General features: G+C 52.6%; 14 protein-coding genes. 12 read left to right on the forward strand and 2 right to left on the reverse strand.

Annotation, left to right across the window (positions count from 1 at the left end; genetic code table 11):
- The first annotated feature begins 239 nt into the window (after positions 1-239).
- From QOL74_RS11020 to QOL74_RS11030, 3 genes are all read left to right on the forward strand, one after another.
- Positions 240-1,553 (forward strand): glutamate--cysteine ligase, encoded by a 1,314-nt coding sequence (locus tag QOL74_RS11020; RefSeq protein WP_283409534.1) that lies wholly within the window; start codon positions 240-242, stop codon positions 1,551-1,553.
- The gene (locus QOL74_RS11025) at positions 1,550-2,911 is read left to right on the forward strand and encodes a circularly permuted type 2 ATP-grasp protein (RefSeq protein WP_283409535.1); all 1,362 of its coding nucleotides are present in this window, start codon (positions 1,550-1,552) and stop codon (positions 2,909-2,911) included. Before QOL74_RS11020 ends, QOL74_RS11025 begins: the two co-directional genes overlap by 4 nt.
- Before the next feature lie 137 nt (positions 2,912-3,048).
- The gene (locus QOL74_RS11030) at positions 3,049-4,263 is read left to right on the forward strand and encodes an AI-2E family transporter (RefSeq protein ID WP_283409536.1); all 1,215 of its coding nucleotides are present in this window, start codon (positions 3,049-3,051) and stop codon (positions 4,261-4,263) included.
- Between the two features lie 128 nt (positions 4,264-4,391).
- Here the strand turns inward: QOL74_RS11030 and QOL74_RS11035 are convergent, their stop codons facing one another.
- On the reverse strand, positions 4,392-5,060 hold the full coding sequence (locus tag QOL74_RS11035; protein ID WP_283409537.1) for a metal-dependent hydrolase: 669 nt from the start codon (positions 5,058-5,060) through the stop codon (positions 4,392-4,394).
- Between the two features lie 206 nt (positions 5,061-5,266).
- Entirely contained in the window at positions 5,267-6,679 is a 1,413-nt protein-coding gene (gene nhaC / locus QOL74_RS11040; RefSeq protein WP_283409538.1) for a Na+/H+ antiporter NhaC, read from the reverse strand.
- 302 nt (positions 6,680-6,981) lie between these two features.
- Here nhaC and QOL74_RS11045 point away from each other — a divergent pair, with 302 nt between their 5' ends.
- The 9 genes from QOL74_RS11045 (at position 6,982) to ispE (ending at position 18,206) form a co-directional block, all read left to right on the forward strand.
- On the forward strand, positions 6,982-8,487 hold the full coding sequence (locus tag QOL74_RS11045; protein WP_283409539.1) for a leucyl aminopeptidase: 1,506 nt from the start codon (positions 6,982-6,984) through the stop codon (positions 8,485-8,487).
- Between the two features lie 259 nt (positions 8,488-8,746).
- Positions 8,747-8,899 carry a hypothetical protein gene (locus QOL74_RS11050; RefSeq protein WP_283409540.1) on the forward strand — a complete coding sequence of 51 codons (153 nt, stop codon included), beginning with the start codon at positions 8,747-8,749 and terminating at the stop codon, positions 8,897-8,899.
- 151 nt (positions 8,900-9,050) lie between these two features.
- Positions 9,051-9,899 carry a universal stress protein gene (locus QOL74_RS11055; RefSeq protein ID WP_283409541.1) on the forward strand — a complete coding sequence of 283 codons (849 nt, stop codon included), beginning with the start codon at positions 9,051-9,053 and terminating at the stop codon, positions 9,897-9,899.
- Positions 9,900-10,066: 167 nt separating this feature from the next.
- Positions 10,067-10,333, forward strand: coding sequence for a Veg family protein (locus QOL74_RS11060; protein WP_283409542.1), 267 nt, complete (start codon positions 10,067-10,069; stop codon positions 10,331-10,333).
- 203 nt (positions 10,334-10,536) lie between these two features.
- Positions 10,537-11,625: an ornithine carbamoyltransferase gene (gene argF, locus QOL74_RS11065; RefSeq protein ID WP_283409543.1), complete on the forward strand. Its 1,089-nt coding sequence runs from the start codon at positions 10,537-10,539 to the stop codon at positions 11,623-11,625.
- Between the two features lie 26 nt (positions 11,626-11,651).
- Positions 11,652-12,731: a glutamine-hydrolyzing carbamoyl-phosphate synthase small subunit gene (gene carA / locus QOL74_RS11070; RefSeq protein ID WP_283409544.1), complete on the forward strand. Its 1,080-nt coding sequence runs from the start codon at positions 11,652-11,654 to the stop codon at positions 12,729-12,731.
- Positions 12,722-15,922, forward strand: coding sequence for a carbamoyl-phosphate synthase large subunit (gene carB, locus QOL74_RS11075; protein ID WP_283409545.1), 3,201 nt, complete (start codon positions 12,722-12,724; stop codon positions 15,920-15,922). Before carA ends, carB begins: the two co-directional genes overlap by 10 nt.
- Positions 15,923-16,101: 179 nt before the next feature.
- Entirely contained in the window at positions 16,102-17,289 is a 1,188-nt protein-coding gene (locus QOL74_RS11080) for a DUF362 domain-containing protein (protein ID WP_283409546.1), read from the forward strand.
- Between the two features lie 23 nt (positions 17,290-17,312).
- Complete coding sequence (ispE, locus tag QOL74_RS11085) at positions 17,313-18,206, forward strand: 4-(cytidine 5'-diphospho)-2-C-methyl-D-erythritol kinase (protein WP_283409547.1); 894 nt, start codon at positions 17,313-17,315, stop codon at positions 18,204-18,206.
- The last annotated feature ends 15 nt before the right edge of the window (positions 18,207-18,221 follow it).

Below are 18,221 nucleotides of genomic sequence, written 5' to 3' on the forward strand. Positions count from 1 at the left end.
ACGCTTGAGAGCGTAACCGGCCTTGTGTCAAGGTCGGTTTTTTTAGCCCTAAAATCTCTGGTATGAGTGGGTTTAGGAATTTGGTGCTTTCGATTGCAAAAAAGCAAATTCATTTAAGTGGTGATCGTGATGCATATTCAACGATGAATTGGGTAACATGAATAATTAGAAATATAAAAGCCTGATAGGTGGAAATATAAAAGCCTTAGGATAAAGAAACGTGACGGGAGTGGCAGATCATGGAGATTAAAAACAACCATCAGCAAGACCGGATTGTGGCGCTGCTCAGGCAGGGTGAGACGGCGGCGGCTGATCTTCGCATTGGTATGGAAATGGAACATGTGGTGGTGGATGCACAAACCCTGGAATCGGTGAACTACTACCAGGAAAAGGGAATTGAAGCCATTCTGAAGCAACTGATTCCCAAGGGCTATGACCCCATTTATGAAGATGAGCATGTGGTGGGACTGCGCCACCCGGAGTATGTGATTACCCTGGAACCGGGAGGACAGCTGGAAATCAGCATTGATCCCAGCGACGAGCTGGAGGTGATCTACCGGCGGTATTGGACCTTCCTCCACCACCTTATACCGGTGCTGGAAACCCAGGGTCAGTGGCTCCTGGCCGTGGGCTATCACCCCCGCACCTCCATCCACGATATTCCCTTCAATCCCAAAAAAAGATACCGGTACATGTCGGAGTATTTTCAGCAAACCGGCCGGTATGCCCATTACATGATGAAAGGAACCGCTTCCCTTCAGGTGATTGTGGACTACATAGATCAGACAGATTTTATCGAGAAGTTCCGGGTGGCTCATTTTCTCATGCCCTTTCTGGCGCTGTTGACAGATAATGCGCCCTACTTTGAAGGAGAGCCTGCTCAACAGGTCAGCATGCGGACTGCCATCTGGGATGAAACAGACCCGGCCAGGTGTGGGCTGATTCCGGGAGTGATGGATACAGAGTTCGGCTACCAGGCCTATGCTGATTATATTCTGCGGACGCCTCCCATTCTGGTTCAGCAGGGCCACACATACAGGGGCACCGGTGACATGCCCGCGGCAGCGCTGGAAGGGCTGGAGAATTTCACTGATGAAGAGGCAGACCACCTGCTTTCCATGGTTTTTCCAGATGTACGGGTGCGCCGGTACATCGAGATTCGCATGGCAGACTCGTTGCCCCTTCCCCTCAGCTTTGGATTTGCTGCCCTGGTGAAGAATCTCTTCTACCGGGAAGCTTCCCTCCACTATTTGTACCACCTTTCCCAGGGGATGAGTGACGCTCGCTTGAATCAGCTGCGCCACGACATGCAGCACCAGGGCTATCAGGCCCGCTTTGGAGGCACCACCTGCCAGCAGATGCTGCTGACACTGCTGGATCTGGCCAAACAGGAAGCCACCGCCCGGGAGCTGGCATGGCTGGGGCATCTGGAAAATCTGGTGGTGAACCAGGAAACTCCGGCAGCCTACAGCCGGCGCAGGGTGGCAGAAGATGGTTGGCAGGGGCTTGAATGGTGCGCCGCTCACCAATGGACAGAGGAGGAAACCATGTGAAAGAAACGCTGAGCCCCTATTGGGATCAATACCGACAGTGGGTTTTGGCCCATCCCCGTGAAATGCAGGCTTCCCATGAAGGGTTGATGGCGGCGGTGGCAGATTCGCCGGCAAAATACAAAGGCAAACCGGTGGAATTCCTTCACCATCCCTTTTTTATGACGTCTTCCCAATGGCAGCATCTTGACCGCATCACCCAGACGATGATGAACCTCATCAAGCGGGTAACCAGTGAGTATGTGGAGAACCCGGCTTTTCGAAAGCATTTTCCTTTCTCGCCCCTGACAGAATCCCTGATTCTGAAGGATCCGGGCTATGATTATCCCGTGCCCGTCACCCGCATTGATCTTTTTTATCAGCTGGAAACCGGTGCTTTTCAGTTTTGTGAAATCAACACCGATGGTTCTTCCGGCATGGTGGAAGCCCGTGAACTGCAGCAGATCATAGGCAGTTCGCCTACGGTGAATGCGTTGAATTTACCGGCCGATGCCCTGCGGGGCGGTGAATTTTTCAACAGCTGGGTCGATGCACTGCAGAGGAACTACCGTCATTGGCGGGTGTCCCGGAATAAAGGGCCTGACTTTCCTGAAAATCCCCGGGTGGCCATTGTTGACCTCTTTTCAAGTGAGCCGCCTTCGGAGTTCATGGAGTTTCAAAAAGCCTTTGAGAAAGCGGGCTGTCCCTGTGTGGTGGCAGACGCCCGGGAGCTGGTGCTGAAAGATGGCCGGCTGATGGCGGGAGAACAGGTGATTGATGTGATCTATCGACGGCTGGTCACCTGGGAACTGGTGGAAAACTGGCAGCAACTGACACCCCTGGCAGAGGCCATTGAAGCAGATCATGTGTGCCTGGTGGGGGCAGTCAGATCTCAGATTCCACATCACAAACGTTTTTTTGCCATTCTTCATGATGAAGAAGCCACCGGATTTCTGGATGAATCCCAACGCCGCTTTATTCGGGAGCATGTGCCCTACACCGCCCAGTTACAGCGGAACAATGAAGCCGACTGGCAACACTGGCTGAAGGAAAAAGACCGGTACATCATCAAGCCTGAAGACCGGTATGCCTCCTATGGCGTATATGCGGGAAGGGACTGGTCTTCGGAAGAATGGGAGAAAAAGCTTCAAAGGGCCGCAGCAGAAGATTATCTCATTCAGGAGTTCTGTCAGGTGCCTCAATTGCCCATGGCTGTGGTGGAAGAACATCGGGTGGATTTCGAACCTTTTTATTACCTCACCGGCTGCTTTGTCTATAACGAGATTTTTCAGGGCCCTTACATCAGGGCGGGGCGTCACAGCATCATCGGCAGTGTGGTGGAATGCTTCACCGTGCCGGCTTTTCAGGTGGCTGACCAGTGAAAGAGATTGTTACTTTTTGATTACGAAACCCACAATTCATCAGGTAAATCATAGCGCCCGGCTGTTGAATCAGTTATAATGAACTGAGAGAGAACAGACCGGGCATTTTAACGGATTTCTGCAGGGGGGGCTGGCCATTGCGAATCAAATGGGATCGTCAGTATCTGAAATATACATTTTATGCGGCACTGACCATCATCATTGCCATTGCTTTTTTTCACATGGTCGATAACCTGTCCCTTTTCGTCAGTTCCATCCGAACCGCCTTCAGATGGACCAGACGACTCATCAGCCCTTTCATCGTCGCAGCCTTCATTGCCTACCTGATGAATCCGGGCGTGCGGTGGTTTGAGCACCGGGTTTATGGGCGCATTCCATCCTTAAACAACCGCCGGCGAATCAAACGGAATGCCAGTATCGCCACGGTTTTTCTGATTTTAGCAAGTGCCATCATTGGGCTGGTGATGGTGGTGGCACCGCAAATTGCCGCTAACATACGTGAGATTGCCAAACGAGCCCCTGAGTATGCTGTTTTTATTGAAAATCTGGTGCAGAATTGGTCGGAAGAGATCAGCTCCATGCGCTTCTATAACATGAATGTGTACGAGTATCTGGAGCCGATGGAGAAGAAAATTATCAGTTACTTCGATCAGGCAGGAGAACTGCTGGACACGATGGTGACCATGGTGGTGAACCGGGCGCTGATCATTACTTCGGGATTTCTGAATTTCCTGCTGGGACTGGTCATCTCCTTCTACGCATTGGCTGATAAAGAATCCTTTAAAAAGGGAATTGAACGTTTTCTTAGAGCCTTTATCTCCAGTGAACGGGTGGAAGGGATCAAACAGTTTGGCAGGGATGCAGACCTGCTGTTTTCCAGGTTTATTGTGGGTAAAACCCTTGACTCGGTGATCATTGGTATTCTATGCTACATTGGCATGAGTTTCTTGAATGTTCGTTACGCTCTGTTGCTGAGTGTGGTGGTGGGAGTAACCAATATGATTCCCTATTTTGGCCCGTTCATTGGCATGGTACCGGCTGGTTTTTTGACCCTCTTCGAAGGACCAATGAAAGCGCTTTGGGTGGTGCTGTTTATTCTGGCGTTGCAGCAGTTCGACGGGCTTTACCTGGGTCCCAAAATTCTGGGGAACAGCGTGGGGATTCCCCCGTTCTGGGTGATCTTCTCCATCGTGGTGGGTGGCAAGCTCTTTGGCGTCATGGGTATGTTTCTGGGGGTGCCGGTCTTTGGTGTCATCCGGCTCTTTGTTTTTCGAATTCTGGATCAGCTGGTGGCTCAAAAGGAAGCTTTGGTGCCGCTGATTATGGAAGAAGATCAACAGGATACCTCGTGAACCATTTACACAAGCCAATCAATTGATAAACAGTAAGCCATACAAAAGCCCCGCCGGCAGCCGGTGGGGCTTTTGTATGGCTTATAATCCCGTTGACTATGATCTCCCGTGGTAAGCATACCGGAGAACTAAAACTCAAAAGTATCACCCGGGGCAAGTATTTTGGTCTGGGAAGCGTTGTTTCCGGCGGCAAAGGTTTTGGGATCAGCCTCAATCACCGGAAAGGTGTTAAAGTGCATGGGAATGGCCACGGCCGGGCGAATCATCTCCACAGCCCGCAGGGCATCCGTCACATCCATGGTGAAATTGCCGCCGATGGGCAGCAGCGCCACGTCGATGGATTCCACTTCCAGCAGCTGCATATCCATGGTGAGCCCGGTGTCACCGGCGTGGTATAGCTTTTTCCCTTCCACTTCAATCACAAAGCCGCCGGGATTTCCCCCGTACACCATGCCTTCCGGGGTTTCAATACCTGAACCGTGGAGCGCGGGGGTCATCTTTACCACGCCGAAATCCATGGTGGTGCGTCCGCCGATATGCATGGCGTGACAGGCAACCCCCTGTTGGCCCAGATAGTGGCAGATTTCATAGTTGGCAATCACCGTGGCTCCTGACGCTTTTGCCAGGGCGACGGCATCTCCCAGATGATCGCCATGACCATGGGTCAGAAAGAGATGGGTGAGCTGTGTCTCATCGTATGCCTTTGTCACATCTCCGGGAATAAAAGGGTCGATCATGGCTTTCAGTTTACCGGCTTCCACATAAAAAGCAGAATGGCCCAAATACTGGATTTTCATCATTATCCACCTTTCTGTCATTTGTCTGAATCAACTGACGAATTCTCTGAGTTCATTATATCACAGCCCCGATTTCATTCAAAGGCTTCCCTTCAGACGGTATCCATCAGTCAGCTGCTGTGGCCAAATCCTTTTATTTCAACATAAAAGCCTCCCGGATGACCGGGAGGCTCTGTCGTATAACGCAAACCGAACAGGTGAAAGCTCTAGGCTTTTGCGTTGACTTTTGTGCCATCTTCATTGAACACACCAAAGCCCATGAATCCTGCAATGATTTCCACCACCGGCATGGCCAGGTTAAAGTAGGCATAGGGCAGGTAGGTGAAGGGGTGAACGCCCAGGGTTGTCCACATAAAGGCACCGCAGGTATTCCAGGGGATCAAGGCTGAGGTGACGGTACCGCCGCCTTCCAGAGCGCGGGAAAGCACCTTGGGGTGAATGCCCTTTTCTTTGTAGGCATCCTTGTACATACGACCGGGAATGACCAGAGCAATGTACTGCTCTCCTGCCAGCAGATTGACGGCAAAACAGGTGAGAACAGTGGCTGCAATGAGAGAACCGGTGTTGTGGGCCATCTTCAGAATGGCGCTGCCAACGGCATGAAGCATGCCGGTTTTTTCCATCACGCCGCCAAAGCACAGGGCAATGAGAATCAGTGAGACAGTCCACATCATACCGTCAAGACCGCCTCGGCTCAGCAGATTGTCGATGATTTCGTTACCGCTTTCCAGTTCGAAGCCGTAATGGGCGGCATCAATGAATGCACCCAGATCGGCGCCCTGGAACAGCATGGCAAAAAGACCGCCCAGCAGAACGCCGGCCATCAGACCGGGAAGTGCCGGCACTTTCATCACAACAATGATGATAACCACAAGGGGAGGGATCAACAGCAGGGGTGAAATATTGAAGTTTTCAGCCATTGCCGCCAGCATCGAGTTGATTTCGCCAACATTCAGTTCCTGACCAGCGTAGCGGGTTCCCATGATGCCGTAAAGCACGGCGGCGATGAGAACAGCCGGAACAGTGGTATAAAACATGCTCTTGATATGTTCGAAAAGAGTGGTGCCAGCCATGGCGGGGGCCAGGTTGGTGGTATCGGAAAGGGGTGACATCTTATCACCAAAATAGGCACCCGAAACGATGGCGCCTGCCACCATTCCCTCAGGAATGCCAAGGCCGATGCCTACGCCCATGAGAGCAATCCCCACGGTGCCGGCGGTGGTCCAGGAACTTCCGGTGGAAACAGAGACGATCATGCAGATAACCAAAGTGGCCAGCAGGAAAATACCGGGTGACAGAATTTGAAGGCCGTAGTAAATCATGGTGGGAACAGTACCGCTGAGGATCCAGGTACCAATGATGGAACCAATGACCATCAGAATCAAGGCTGCCTGCATGGCCATGCTAATGGTGGCAATCATGGCCTCTTCAAGATCTGACCAGGCATAGCCCAGTACGAAAACACCAATGAGAGCGGCTACGATGGTTGCCAGAATAATAGGAATGTGCGGGTCGGCCCCCATGTACTGGATAGCAACAAAAAGAACGACGACGAGGAATATAATAACTAATAATGCATGCATGAATGTTGCTTGTTTCGGTTGTTTCTTCTCTTCCATTCAAACGCCTCCCTGGTTATAAAGATATGTATTGCCGGAAAGAAGAGTCGTGTACCGGTGAATCACCTCCCAGAGGGACCTTTGCCGAAAAAAATCAACAGGACATTCAGGCCATCTAAATAGTTAGCAATTTTCACGCATATCATAACATAAAAACAACTGTTCAGCAACTGGAGTATTTATGTCGGTTTAAGCATAAATATGTGCAGCTGTATTTCCGTCAGAGGTGATGATTTCTGTGTAAAAATGTATTCCCGTGGTATGAATGAAAGGAACGAAAAGATCATGGAGGTGTGTGGCCAATGAAGAGCCAGATTATCATGGAAAAACCCGCCGCGATTGCTGCGGATCTCCTGGTGCTGGGATTTTTTCAGGGAACCAGTGCGCTGGACACAGAAGGGCAGACCCTTGACCGTCAACTGAAGGGTCAATTGACAGAACTGATGTCAGAAGGGATTTTTAAAGGAAAAGCAGGGGAGCATTTTATGATTCACACCCGGGAATACTTGGCAGCCAAACGCATGCTGCTGATTGGTTTAGGCAAGAAAGAAGCGTTTGATGGTGAAGGGCTGCGAAAAATGGCTGCGGTGGCATTGCGACAGGCAGAAAAGGTGCGTGCCAACTCAATGGCGCTGATCTTGCCGGACACCGGCCAGATGGCTGCAGAAATGGTGGGCCAATGCCTGCAGGAAGGCCTGGATTTGGCGGCCTATCGATTTGAACGATACAAAAAGCAGGAGGAAACAGAGCAACCACTGGTGACAGTGAGTGACGTACTGCTTAATCGCAGAAAAGGCATGAAAGTGAAAGAGCTGGAAAAAGGGATCGAAACAGGACGCATTCTGTCGAAGGGTGTGAATATCGCCAGAGACTTGGTCAATGAGCCTCCAAATGTGATGGATCCGACAGCCATGGCAGAAGAAGCCATTGCCATTGCCAGAGAAACGGGTATGGCCGTGACGGTGCTGGAACAGGAAGACATGGAGAAGCTGGGGATGGGTTGTTTTCTGGGGGTGACGGCAGGAAGCCGGCGCCCGCCCAAGCTGGTGGTGCTGACTTACAAAGGCGCAGGTGACGCATCGAAAGAAGTGATCGGTCTGGTGGGAAAAGGGCTGACCTTCGACTCGGGAGGCATCTCTCTGAAACCGGGGGCCGGAATGGACGAAATGAAGGGTGATATGGCCGGCGCGGCGGCGGTACTGGGAGCCATGGCAGCCATTGGGCGTCTGAAACCGACGGTGAATGTGACAGCAGTGGTGGGGCTGTGTGAAAACATGCCCTCGGGAAGTGCTTACCGTCCCGGAGATATTCTCACTGCCATGAACGGAAAGACCGTTGAAATTCTCAATACAGACGCAGAAGGTCGCCTGGTGCTGGCAGACTGCCTGGCCTATGCCCGGCACCTGGGAGTTACCCGGGTGGTGGATGTGGCCACCCTCACCGGAGCCTGCGTCATCGCTTTGGGGAATCATGCCTCCGGGCTGATCAGCAATGATGATGGCTGGCAGCAGGCGGTGGTGGATGCCGGAAAGGCAGTGGGAGAGGCTTGCTGGCCGCTGCCTGCCTTTGATGCCTATGGGGAACAGATTAAAAGCGACGTGGCTGATCTGAAAAACGTTGGCGGCAGGGAAGCAGGCGCCATTACTGCCGGTTTATTTTTAAAAGCCTTTGCAAATGAAATTCCCTGGGTTCACATGGATATTGCCGGTACCAGTTACACAAAGAAACCCCTGGCCTACCAGCAAAAGGGCGGTACCGGGGTGGCGGTGAGAATCCTGGCGCAGCTGGTGAGTCATTGGAAACCGTGAAGATGACCCATGAAGAATCACCCTGGGGACGATTGTTGACAAAAAGGTAAATGGGCGCTATAATGAGGCTAAGAAGATACCCCTGCACCCCGGGGGTGAGGGAGGTAACAATATGAAAATTACCATCACAGAAGCAGCAAAAGAGGCGTTGCTGGAGCAGAATGAATCCGGCAAAAAAGTGAGGGTCTATGTGTCTGGTATTGGCTGAGCAGGCCCGCGATTTGCATTGTCTCTGGATGAGGCAAAAGAAACAGATGTTATGAGTGAAGTGGATGGGATCAGTTTTGTTGTGGATGAAGACACCGACCGCCAGTTTGGAACCGTGATTGTTGACTTCAGTTCCGGGTTTCTGGGAAAACGGTTCATGGTGAATTATGCCGGTGGAGGGTCGTTCAGAGGCAGCTGCTCATAAAACAACTGAATTTCAAATGTCGATCTAAATTTCAAATGTCGATCTAAATGAAAAACAAGACAAAAGACAGCCCTCATCCGGCTGTCTTTTTGAGGTCTTTCCGTGGTATAATAGAAAAAAGTCAGAAAAAAATGAAAAAGGAGGCGGCGCCATGTTAGCCAAAAAAGTAGTCATCGCCGTTGACTTCTCCCCCGCTTCATCCAATTTGCTCAACTGCATTGATGAGCTGGTGGATAAAGGGCTGGAGGAAGTCATTCTTGTCCATGTGATTGACCTGCGAATTGGAGAAGAACGTTCCATTGTTGCGGTACAACAGGAAACCGAGACCCGGCTTCAGGAAATGGCTGAAAAACTGAAAAAGGAAGGCATCAAAGCCCGGGTGAACGTATTGGGCGGGTTTGCCGCCTCTGAAATTGCCCATGTGGCTGAAAAGGAACAGGCGTCCTTAATCCTCATCGGCTCCATTGGGAAGAGCATCTTAAAGGAGATATTTCTGGGAAGCACCACCTTCGATTTGATTCGCATGACCACCACGCCCGTGCTCATCGAAAAATACCGAAAAGACGAGGCGGATCATCTTCGGAATGTCTGCATCAGCAAATTTGAAAAAATAGTGGTACCCATCGATTTTTCCCGCTGCTCCCAGTTGGTACTGGATGAAATTCGCCAAATGAAAAACATACGGGAAATGATTTTGCTGTCAGTGGCCGAACACGGCGAAACCCGGGAGGAAGTGGAGCGGATACTGGAGGATTACCGGACCCGGCTGGAAGCCATTGCCGACGAGTTCAGGGAAAAAGGCATTGAAGTCTCTGTGAAAACCGGTGTTGGTCTGCCTTCTAAAATCATCACCACCACCGCGGAAGAGGAACAAGCCACGTTGATTGTGATGGCCACCCGGGGAGCGGGTCTTCTGAAATCACTGCTGCTGGGAAGCACCTCAGACGCTGTTTCCAGACATTCCAAGCGGCCGGTGCTGTTGATTCCCTGCGGAAAATAAGAGGATCTTTTACAAAATCAGCGACATTGCGAAAAAAGCAGGGGTATTATCAAAAATAATATTTGACAACAGTGGGTTTGCAGTTATATAATGAATAATTTGCGTTTGACAATACTGCCAAATTATGATACACTTAACACGATGGAATGTGTGAAAGAGGTGATGGTTTGGCTGATAAAAACACGTTGGGCGAAATCAGGAAGATCATCGAAGGGTATCTGGGACAGAAAGTAACCTTAAAGGCCAACAAAGGCCGAAAGCGCATTGTGGTAAGGGAAGGCATCCTGGAGGATACCTATCCCAGCATATTTGTTGTGAAGGTCTATGGCGACTTTGACAGTGTGCGTCGCGTTTCCTACAGTTACTGTGATATACTGACGGAAACTGTCGAAATTACTGTTTGCGAAGATAACCGGCAAATTAAAGTCAGTTAAGAGCCACCTGCGGGTGGCTTTTTGCCATTTAGTTTCATTGTATGAACCCGACAGCCTTGACCTTCAACAGGAAAAGGCTGTTTTTTTTACATGAAAATGAATGGAAGGGTTGAATAAATATAATATATAATGTATAATTATAAAAATTCGACCGCCAATGACGGTACAGTCAGTGGAATCGGCAGAACAGGGAGGAAATCAGGATGACTCATACAGTGACAACCATTCATCGAAAAAGAAACGGCAGCCAGACTGTTCGAAGACAGTTGAAAGCCTTGAGAGAAACCGCATCCTGGCGGGGTAAAAGCCTGCTGACATTGAAAGATTATTCACCTGAAGAAATACTGTCACTGCTGAACCTGGCTGCAGCACTGAAAGAGAAGAAACAGCAGGGCATTCGCGGGAAACTGCTGACAGGAAAGAACGTTGTTCTTCTTTTTGAAAAAACATCCACCCGAACCCGTTGCGCCTTCGAGGTGGCGGTGATGGATGAGGGTGGGCATGCCACTTTTCTGGGTATGAAAGATTCCCAGATCGGTAAAAAAGAATCCATTGAAGACTCAGCAAAGGTACTGGGCCGGTTTTATGACGGCATTGAGTTCAGGGGATTTGCCCACAGCACGGTGGAAACCCTGGCAGCCCATGCGGGGGTGCCGGTGTGGAACGGCCTGACAGATGACTACCATCCCACGCAGATCCTGGCAGACTTTCTCACCATTCAGGAAAAACTGAAAAAGCCACTGAACCAGGTGAGTTTTGCATATGTGGGAGATGCCCGCAACAATATGGCCAATTCTCTCATGATTGGGGCCGCCAAAATGGGCATGGATTTCCGGGCGGTGGCACCCGCCAGCCTGTTTCCTGAAGCCGGCCTGGTGGCAGAAATGAAAGCGGTGGCAGCAGAAACCGGCGGCAGCATTTCCCTCATTGAAGATCCCCTTGAAGGCGTAAAGGGGGCCGATGTGGTCTACACCGACGTGTGGGTTTCCATGGGAGAAGAAGATCAGTTTGCCCAACGTATTGAACAGCTGCTGCCTTATCAGGTGAATGCAGCCCTTATGGCAGCCACTGGAAAACCGGAAAGCCTGTTCATGCACTGCCTGCCGGCTTTTCACGACCTGGAAACCCAGGTGGCCAAAGACGTTTACGAAGCCCATGGATTAAAAGAGCTGGAAGTCACCGACGAAGTGTTCCGCAGCCCGCAGTCAGTGGTCTTCGATGAAGCCGAGAACCGGTTGCATACCATTAAAGCCCTCATGGTGGCCACCCTGGGACCGGTGGTGGAAGAATAACAGAAAGAAAAAGGAGCGATGGTTTCATGGAAGGCATTATTTATTTTGAAGACGGAACCCTGTATCGGGGAAAAGGATTTGGCCGGGGAGGCACCGCTGTGGGTGAAATGGTGTTCAACACCGCCATCACCGGTTACCAGGAAATTCTCACCGATCCCTCCTATGCGGGGCAGATCATCACCATGACCTATCCCCTCATCGGTAACTATGGCGTGAATATGTCGGAATCAGAGTCTGACAGCATTTATGCCCGTGGAATGGTGGTGCGGTCCATCTCCAGCCACCCTTCCAATTATAAGAGTGAATCCACTCTGGCAGAGATGATGCAAAAACTGGGTATTCCCGGCGTTTCCGACGTGGATACCCGCAGCATCACCCGAAAAATACGCTCTGAAGGAGCCTTGAAAGGGGTTATCTCCACCGAAATCACCGATGTACAGGGCTTGGAACAGTTATTGAAGGCCACCCAGCTGAAGGAAGACTGGATGAAGGTGGTGGGAGTGCGAAAGGCCAAACATCTCCACGGCGAAGGCTGCCGCGTGGCCCTGCTGGATCTGGGCGTAAAGGGAAACATGGTTCGAGAACTGCAGAAACGGGAATGCGACATTATGATGTTCCCCTATGGTACCAGTCTGGAAGTGATTGAGGCGTATCAACCCCACGGCCTGCTGGTGAGTAACGGCCCCGGCAACCCTGAAACAGCGGTGGAAGGCATTGAGCTGATTCGCGGATTGATGGAAAAACTCCCCATTTTTGGTATCTGCATGGGGCACCAGCTGCTGGCCCATGCGGTGGGAGGCAGTACCTATAAAATGAAATATGGTCATCGGGGAGGCAATCACGGCGTCTACGACAGTCAGCTGGACCGGGCCTACATCACTTCCCAAAACCATGGCTTTGCGGTGGATGCCGCCAGTGTGGAAGCCAAAGGCATGGTGATTACCCACACCAATTTAAATGATCACACCGTGGAAGGCATGGAGCACAAAGAGCTGCCCATTTTTTCCGTTCAGTTTCATCCGGAGGGAGCTCCCGGCCCCACAGACACCGAATATTTATTTGACCGATTTGTGACTCTTATGAAGGAGCGAAACCAATGCCTTTAAATCCAGCACTTAAAAAAATACTGATTCTGGGCTCTGGACCCATTGTTATTGGCCAGGCTGCCGAGTTTGATTACTCCGGCACCCAGGCCTGCAAGGCCATCAAGGAAGAGGGCATTGAAACGGTGCTTCTCAACAGCAATCCGGCCACCATCATGACCGATACCCACATTGCTGACCGGGTGTACATTGAACCCATGACCATGGAAAGCATTCGCCAGATTCTGGAAAAGGAAAAGCCCGACGGGATCTTGGCGGGTTTTGGCGGGCAGACGGCACTGAACCTGGCCATGACCCTGCAGGAACAGGGGGTGCTGGCAGAGATGGGCACCCAGCTGCTGGGCGCCGAGTCGGAAACCATCCGAAAGGCAGAAGACCGGGAAGCCTTTAAAGAGCTGATGGAAGAGATTGGAGAACCGGTGGCCCTCAGTATCATTGCCACCAATCTGGAAACCTGCGAAGCCTTTGTGAAAGAGGCGGGACTGCCGGTGATCATTCGGCCTGCCTACACCCTGGGAGGAACAGGGGGCGGCATTGCCACCACCTGGGAAGAAATGCTGGAAATCTGCCAGCGGGGGATGAAAGCCAGCCCCATCGGTCAAATTCTGCTGGAGCAGAGCGTGGCCGGCTGGAAAGAAATTGAATATGAGGTCATTCGTGATCATAAGGATAACTGCATCATCATCTGCAATATGGAAAACATGGACCCGGTGGGGGTGCACACCGGCGACAGCATTGTCATTGCGCCCTCCCAGACCCTGCGGGACCGGGAATACCAGATGCTCCGCCAGGCTTCCATTAAAATCATCCGCAGCCTGAAGGTGGCGGGGGGCTGTAACATTCAATTTGCCCTGAACCCGGAAAGCAGCGAATACGTGGTCATTGAGGTGAATCCCCGGGTAAGCCGTTCCAGTGCCCTGGCTTCCAAGGCGGTGGGTTATCCCATTGCCAAAATTGCTGCCAAAATTGCCATTGGCTATTCCCTCAACGAACTGAAAAACACCGTCACCGAAGGTTCCAGTGCCTTCTTTGAGCCGGTGCTGGATTATGTGGTGATTAAGTTCCCCAAGTGGCCCTTTGAAAAATTCCGGTCTGCCAAACGCACCCTGGGCACTCAGATGAAGGCCACCGGAGAAGTGATGGCCATTGCCCGCACCTTTGAAAGCGCACTGCTGAAAGCCATCACCTCCCTTGAAGGCAACTTCACCGGTCTGCGTCTGGCCCAGATGTCTGCTCTATCCCAAGAGGCGCTCATGGAAAAAATCATGGCCTGCGACGATGAAAGAACCTTCGCCCTGGCAGATGCCCTGCGACGGGGCATTACCATCGGGGAGCTTCATGACATGACCAAAATGGACCCCTGGTTTTTGCAGGGACTGCAGCATATTGTGGACATGGAAAAGCGTTTGGCCCAGGAAAACATGACCCCCACCCTCCTTCATGAGGCAGAGGCCATGGGCTTCATTGATGAAGAAATCATGGACCTGTCCAGCATTGACGGCCAGGAACTGCAGCAATACCGGGACGCCCACGGCATCTTCCCGGTGTTTAAAATGGTGGACACTTGCAGCGGTGAGTTTGAGGCCGCCACCCCGTATTACTACTCCTGTTATGAGGCAGAAAACGAAAATCGGATCAGTGACGGGAAGAAAGTGCTGGTCATCGGTTCCGGCCCCATTCGCATCGGCCAGGGAATTGAGTTCGACTATTGCTGCGTTCACGGTGTCTGGGCACTGGAGGAAGCCGGCTACCAGTCCATTATGATGAACAACAATCCGGAGACGGTGAGCACTGACTTCGACACCGCCGACAAACTGTATTTTGAAACCCTCCATGTGGATGATGTGATGAACGTAATTCGCCAGGAAAACCCGGACGGTGTGATTCTTCAACTGGGGGGGCAGACTTCTGTCAACCTGGCACCGGCTCTTTATCAGCGGGGTGTCACCATACTGGGAACTTCTTTTCCCTCCATGGATCTGGCAGAAGACCGGATGAAATGCAACCAGTTTCTCCAGCGGTATGGCTTGGCCACCCCTGTGGGAGCCACAGCCCACACCGCATCGGAAGCTGCGGAAAAAGCGCAGGCCCTTGGATTCCCTGTGATTGTACGTCCTTCCTATGTGATTGGCGGCCGGGGAATGCAGATCATCAGCAATGAAAATGAGCTGGCAGTTTACCTGTCGGAAATGGCCGCCCTGAACATGCAGTATCCCCTTTTTGTGGACCAGTATCTGTCAGGCACAGAGGTGGAAGTGGATGCGGTGGCCGACGGTGAATCGGTGCTGATTCCCGGCATCATGGAACATATTGAAAAGACCGGTGTTCACTCCGGTGACAGTATTTCCGTTTATCCCACCCGCAGCCTGACCCCGGAAGTGCTGGCCAAGCTCCAGGCCATGACAGAAACCATTGTAAGAGAAATGAAAGTGGTGGGACTGGTGAACGTTCAGTACGTGGTTCGGGATCAGCAGCCCTATGTGATTGAAATCAATCCCCGGGCTTCCCGCACCGTTCCCATTCTCAGCAAGATCACCGGTGTTCCCATGGTGAAGCTGGCAGTGGAGGCCATGCTGGGGAAAAAACTGAGCCAGATGGGCTGGGGAACAGGCATTCTTCCGGTGAAACACTATCATGCGGTGAAGGTGCCCGTGTTCTCCGCAGAAAAGCTGACAGATGTGGATATGGCTCTGGGGCCTGAAATGAAATCCACCGGTGAGGTGCTGGGCCTCGATCCCGTCTATGAAATTGCTTTGCTGAAAGGATTTCTGGCGTCGGGCATTCGCATGCAGGAGACCGGCGGAATCTATTTCTCTCTGAGCCAGCGGGAAAAAGAAGACGGCATGAAGCTGGCCCGCAGCTGGCAGGCCATGGGATTCACCTGCTATGGTTCCAATGGAACCGCGGCCTATCTTCAGTCCCAGGGAATCCACTGCACCCCCCTGCCGGAAGAAGAACTGCTGGGTGCCATTCAGGATGAAACCATTCAGATGATCATCAACACCCCCACCCAGGGGCAGATGGCCGGCAGCCGGGGGTTCCAGGTGCGCAAGCTGGGTATCCTGTACAAGCTGCCCACCTTCACTTCACTGGATACAGCGGCGGCCTACCTGCAGGCCATGAAGGTCTACCACAGGCTGCCCACCCTGCAGTACCGGCGCCTCAACGAGTATCTGGAAATGAAACCGGTTTGAAGCGCATAGCCTCATGAACAGGACTCCTGCTCGTCACGTTGTTTCTCATCATCTCTCACCGCCTGCCGGCGATTCCGGCGGGCGGTGGTTTTTTTGTGACTGTTGTTGTACAATAAGAGGAATGAATACACAGTGAGCTGCCAGTGAAGCAGTCAACCGTGAAACGGGAGGCAACCCCCTTGTCCAAAGTCATTGCCGTAGGTTGTGGCCGTTACGACCTGGCCGCCGTCACCATTAAACTGGAAGCTGCCCTGGAAGCCCTTGGCGGCATCCATCACCTGATTCCCCGGGGAAGCCGTGTTTTTCTGAAGGTGAATCTTCTCACAGGGCGTCCGCCGGAAGAAGCGGTGACCACCCACCCGGTGGTGGTACAGGCGGTGGCGGCCCTGCTGAAAGACGCGGGCATGGAAGTGGTCATTGGTGACAGTCCTGCCGGCCCTTTTACAGCTGCCCGCATGAAACAGATTTACCGGGTGACGGGAATGGAAGCGGCGGCCGCCGCTGCAGGCGTGTCTCTCAATGAGAACCTGGAAGCGGCCATGATTTCTCATCCTCAGGCCCATCGCTTAAAGCAGTTTGAAATGATGACTGCGGTGCAGGAAGCCGACACCGTGATATCCCTGTGCAAAATGAAAACCCACAGCATGACTTTGATGACCGGAGCAGTGAAAAATCTCTTTGGAGTGATGCCTGGTTTAACAAAGGCGGCTCTGCATTTTCGCTTTCCCCAGCTGGCAGATTTTGCCCATGCCATGGTGGATATTTGCGAGAAAGTCAATCCGGTGCTTTCCATCATGGACGGCATTGAAGGAATGGAAGGGGCCGGCCCCTCAGCGGGAACGGTTACCCCGGCAGGCGTGCTGCTTCTTTCCACCAACCCCCACCAGCTTGACCTGGCCGCCGCCAGGTGGATGGGCATTTCCCCCGACCAGGTACCGCTGCTGGCGGCTGCACGGGAACGGGGTCTCTATCACCCCGGTGATGCAGCATCTGTTCCTCCCGGTGGCGCGATGACAACCCAGTGGGTGAGCCTGACACCGGAAGCAGCGGCGGTGAAACCCTTTCAGACCCCTGTTATCCATGAGCCGGACTTTCTGCGGCGGTATCAGCAGGTGCCCCTGTTGGGGCCGGGGCTGGCGGCCGTCAGCAACCGGTGGCTGCGCCCCAGACCCGTTGTCATCCCTGAAAAATGCATCAGTTGCAGTGAATGCAAGATTATTTGTCCGGCAGCGGCCATCACCATGGTTAACCGCCGGCCTGAATTCGATCTGACCAAATGTATTCGATGCTTCTGCTGTCAGGAAATTTGTCCTGCAAAAGCCATTGAAATCTACCGGTCAGCTTTGCTGAAGAAGATGGCCCCCTGACCAACTACCCAAGGAGAACCGCCATGACAAACGAATCACACGGCCCGACACTCACCCTGCAGGCCCATGCTAAAATCAACCTTTCGCTGGACGTCCTTCATAAACGGCGTGATGGATACCATCACCTGTGCATGATCATGCAGGAAATCAGCCTCCATGATGAAGTGCACCTGAGGCTGACACCTGAGCCGGGAATCCGGCTGACCACCAACGCCGGTTTTCTGCCCGTTGATCAGGGCAACATTGCCTGGAAGGCGGCGGAAAGACTGGCCCGGGGAGCCGGTGTATCACTGGAAAGCCAAGGAGTGGCCATCCACATCGACAAACAGATACCGGTCGCTGCGGGACTGGCCGGCGGCAGCGCCGATGCCGCGGCAGTGTTGAAAGGGCTGAATGCCCTCTGGCGGCTGGGACTCAGCCTGGAAGAACTGCAACTGATCAGCCTGCCTCTGGGGGCAGACATTCCCTACTGCCTCATGGGTGGCACGGCCCTGGCCGAAGGCATCGGTGAACGGCTGACACCCCTCACCCTGGCAAAACCTTTTTGGGTGGTGCTGGTGAAACCACCGGTGTCTGTTTCTACCCGGGAAGTTTATGAAGCCCTGAAACTGGATGAAATTGAAGAGCGGCCAGACACCCTGGCCCTTATTGAAGCCCTGGCCCAGGCGGACAGCCTGACCATGGCGGGTGCCATGGCCAATGTACTGGAAACAGTCACCATTCCCCAGGTGCCGGAAATCGGCGAGTTAAAACGCCGGCTGCTGGCCTTGAACGCCACAGCCAGTCTTATGAGCGGCAGCGGGCCCACTGTTTTTGGACTTTTCAAAGATCAGGAAAAGGCCCGGTCTGCCGGGGAAAAGCTGAAACGACTGTACCGGGAAGTGCATGTGGTGCATACTCTCAGGCGGTCACAATGAACAGGGCCACAGGAT

Source organism: Anoxynatronum buryatiense (assembly GCF_900182905.1).
Lineage (GTDB): Bacteria > Bacillota > Clostridia > Peptostreptococcales > Tindalliaceae > Anoxynatronum > Anoxynatronum buryatiense.

Coding starts and splice junctions, on each gene's coding strand:
- QOL74_RS11020 (WP_283409534.1), top strand. CDS start 240: ATGGAGATTAAAAACAACCATCAGCAAGACCGGATTGTGGCGCTGCTC.
- QOL74_RS11035 (WP_283409537.1), bottom strand. CDS start 5,060: ATGAAAATCCAGTATTTGGGCCATTCTGCTTTTTATGTGGAAGCCGGT.
- nhaC (WP_283409538.1), bottom strand. CDS start 6,679: ATGGAAGAGAAGAAACAACCGAAACAAGCAACATTCATGCATGCATTA.
- QOL74_RS11045 (WP_283409539.1), top strand. CDS start 6,982: ATGAAGAGCCAGATTATCATGGAAAAACCCGCCGCGATTGCTGCGGAT.
- QOL74_RS11050 (WP_283409540.1), top strand. CDS start 8,747: ATGAGTGAAGTGGATGGGATCAGTTTTGTTGTGGATGAAGACACCGAC.
- QOL74_RS11055 (WP_283409541.1), top strand. CDS start 9,051: ATGTTAGCCAAAAAAGTAGTCATCGCCGTTGACTTCTCCCCCGCTTCA.
- argF (WP_283409543.1), top strand. CDS start 10,537: ATGACTCATACAGTGACAACCATTCATCGAAAAAGAAACGGCAGCCAG.
- carA (WP_283409544.1), top strand. CDS start 11,652: ATGGAAGGCATTATTTATTTTGAAGACGGAACCCTGTATCGGGGAAAA.
- carB (WP_283409545.1), top strand. CDS start 12,722: ATGCCTTTAAATCCAGCACTTAAAAAAATACTGATTCTGGGCTCTGGA.
- ispE (WP_283409547.1), top strand. CDS start 17,313: ATGACAAACGAATCACACGGCCCGACACTCACCCTGCAGGCCCATGCT.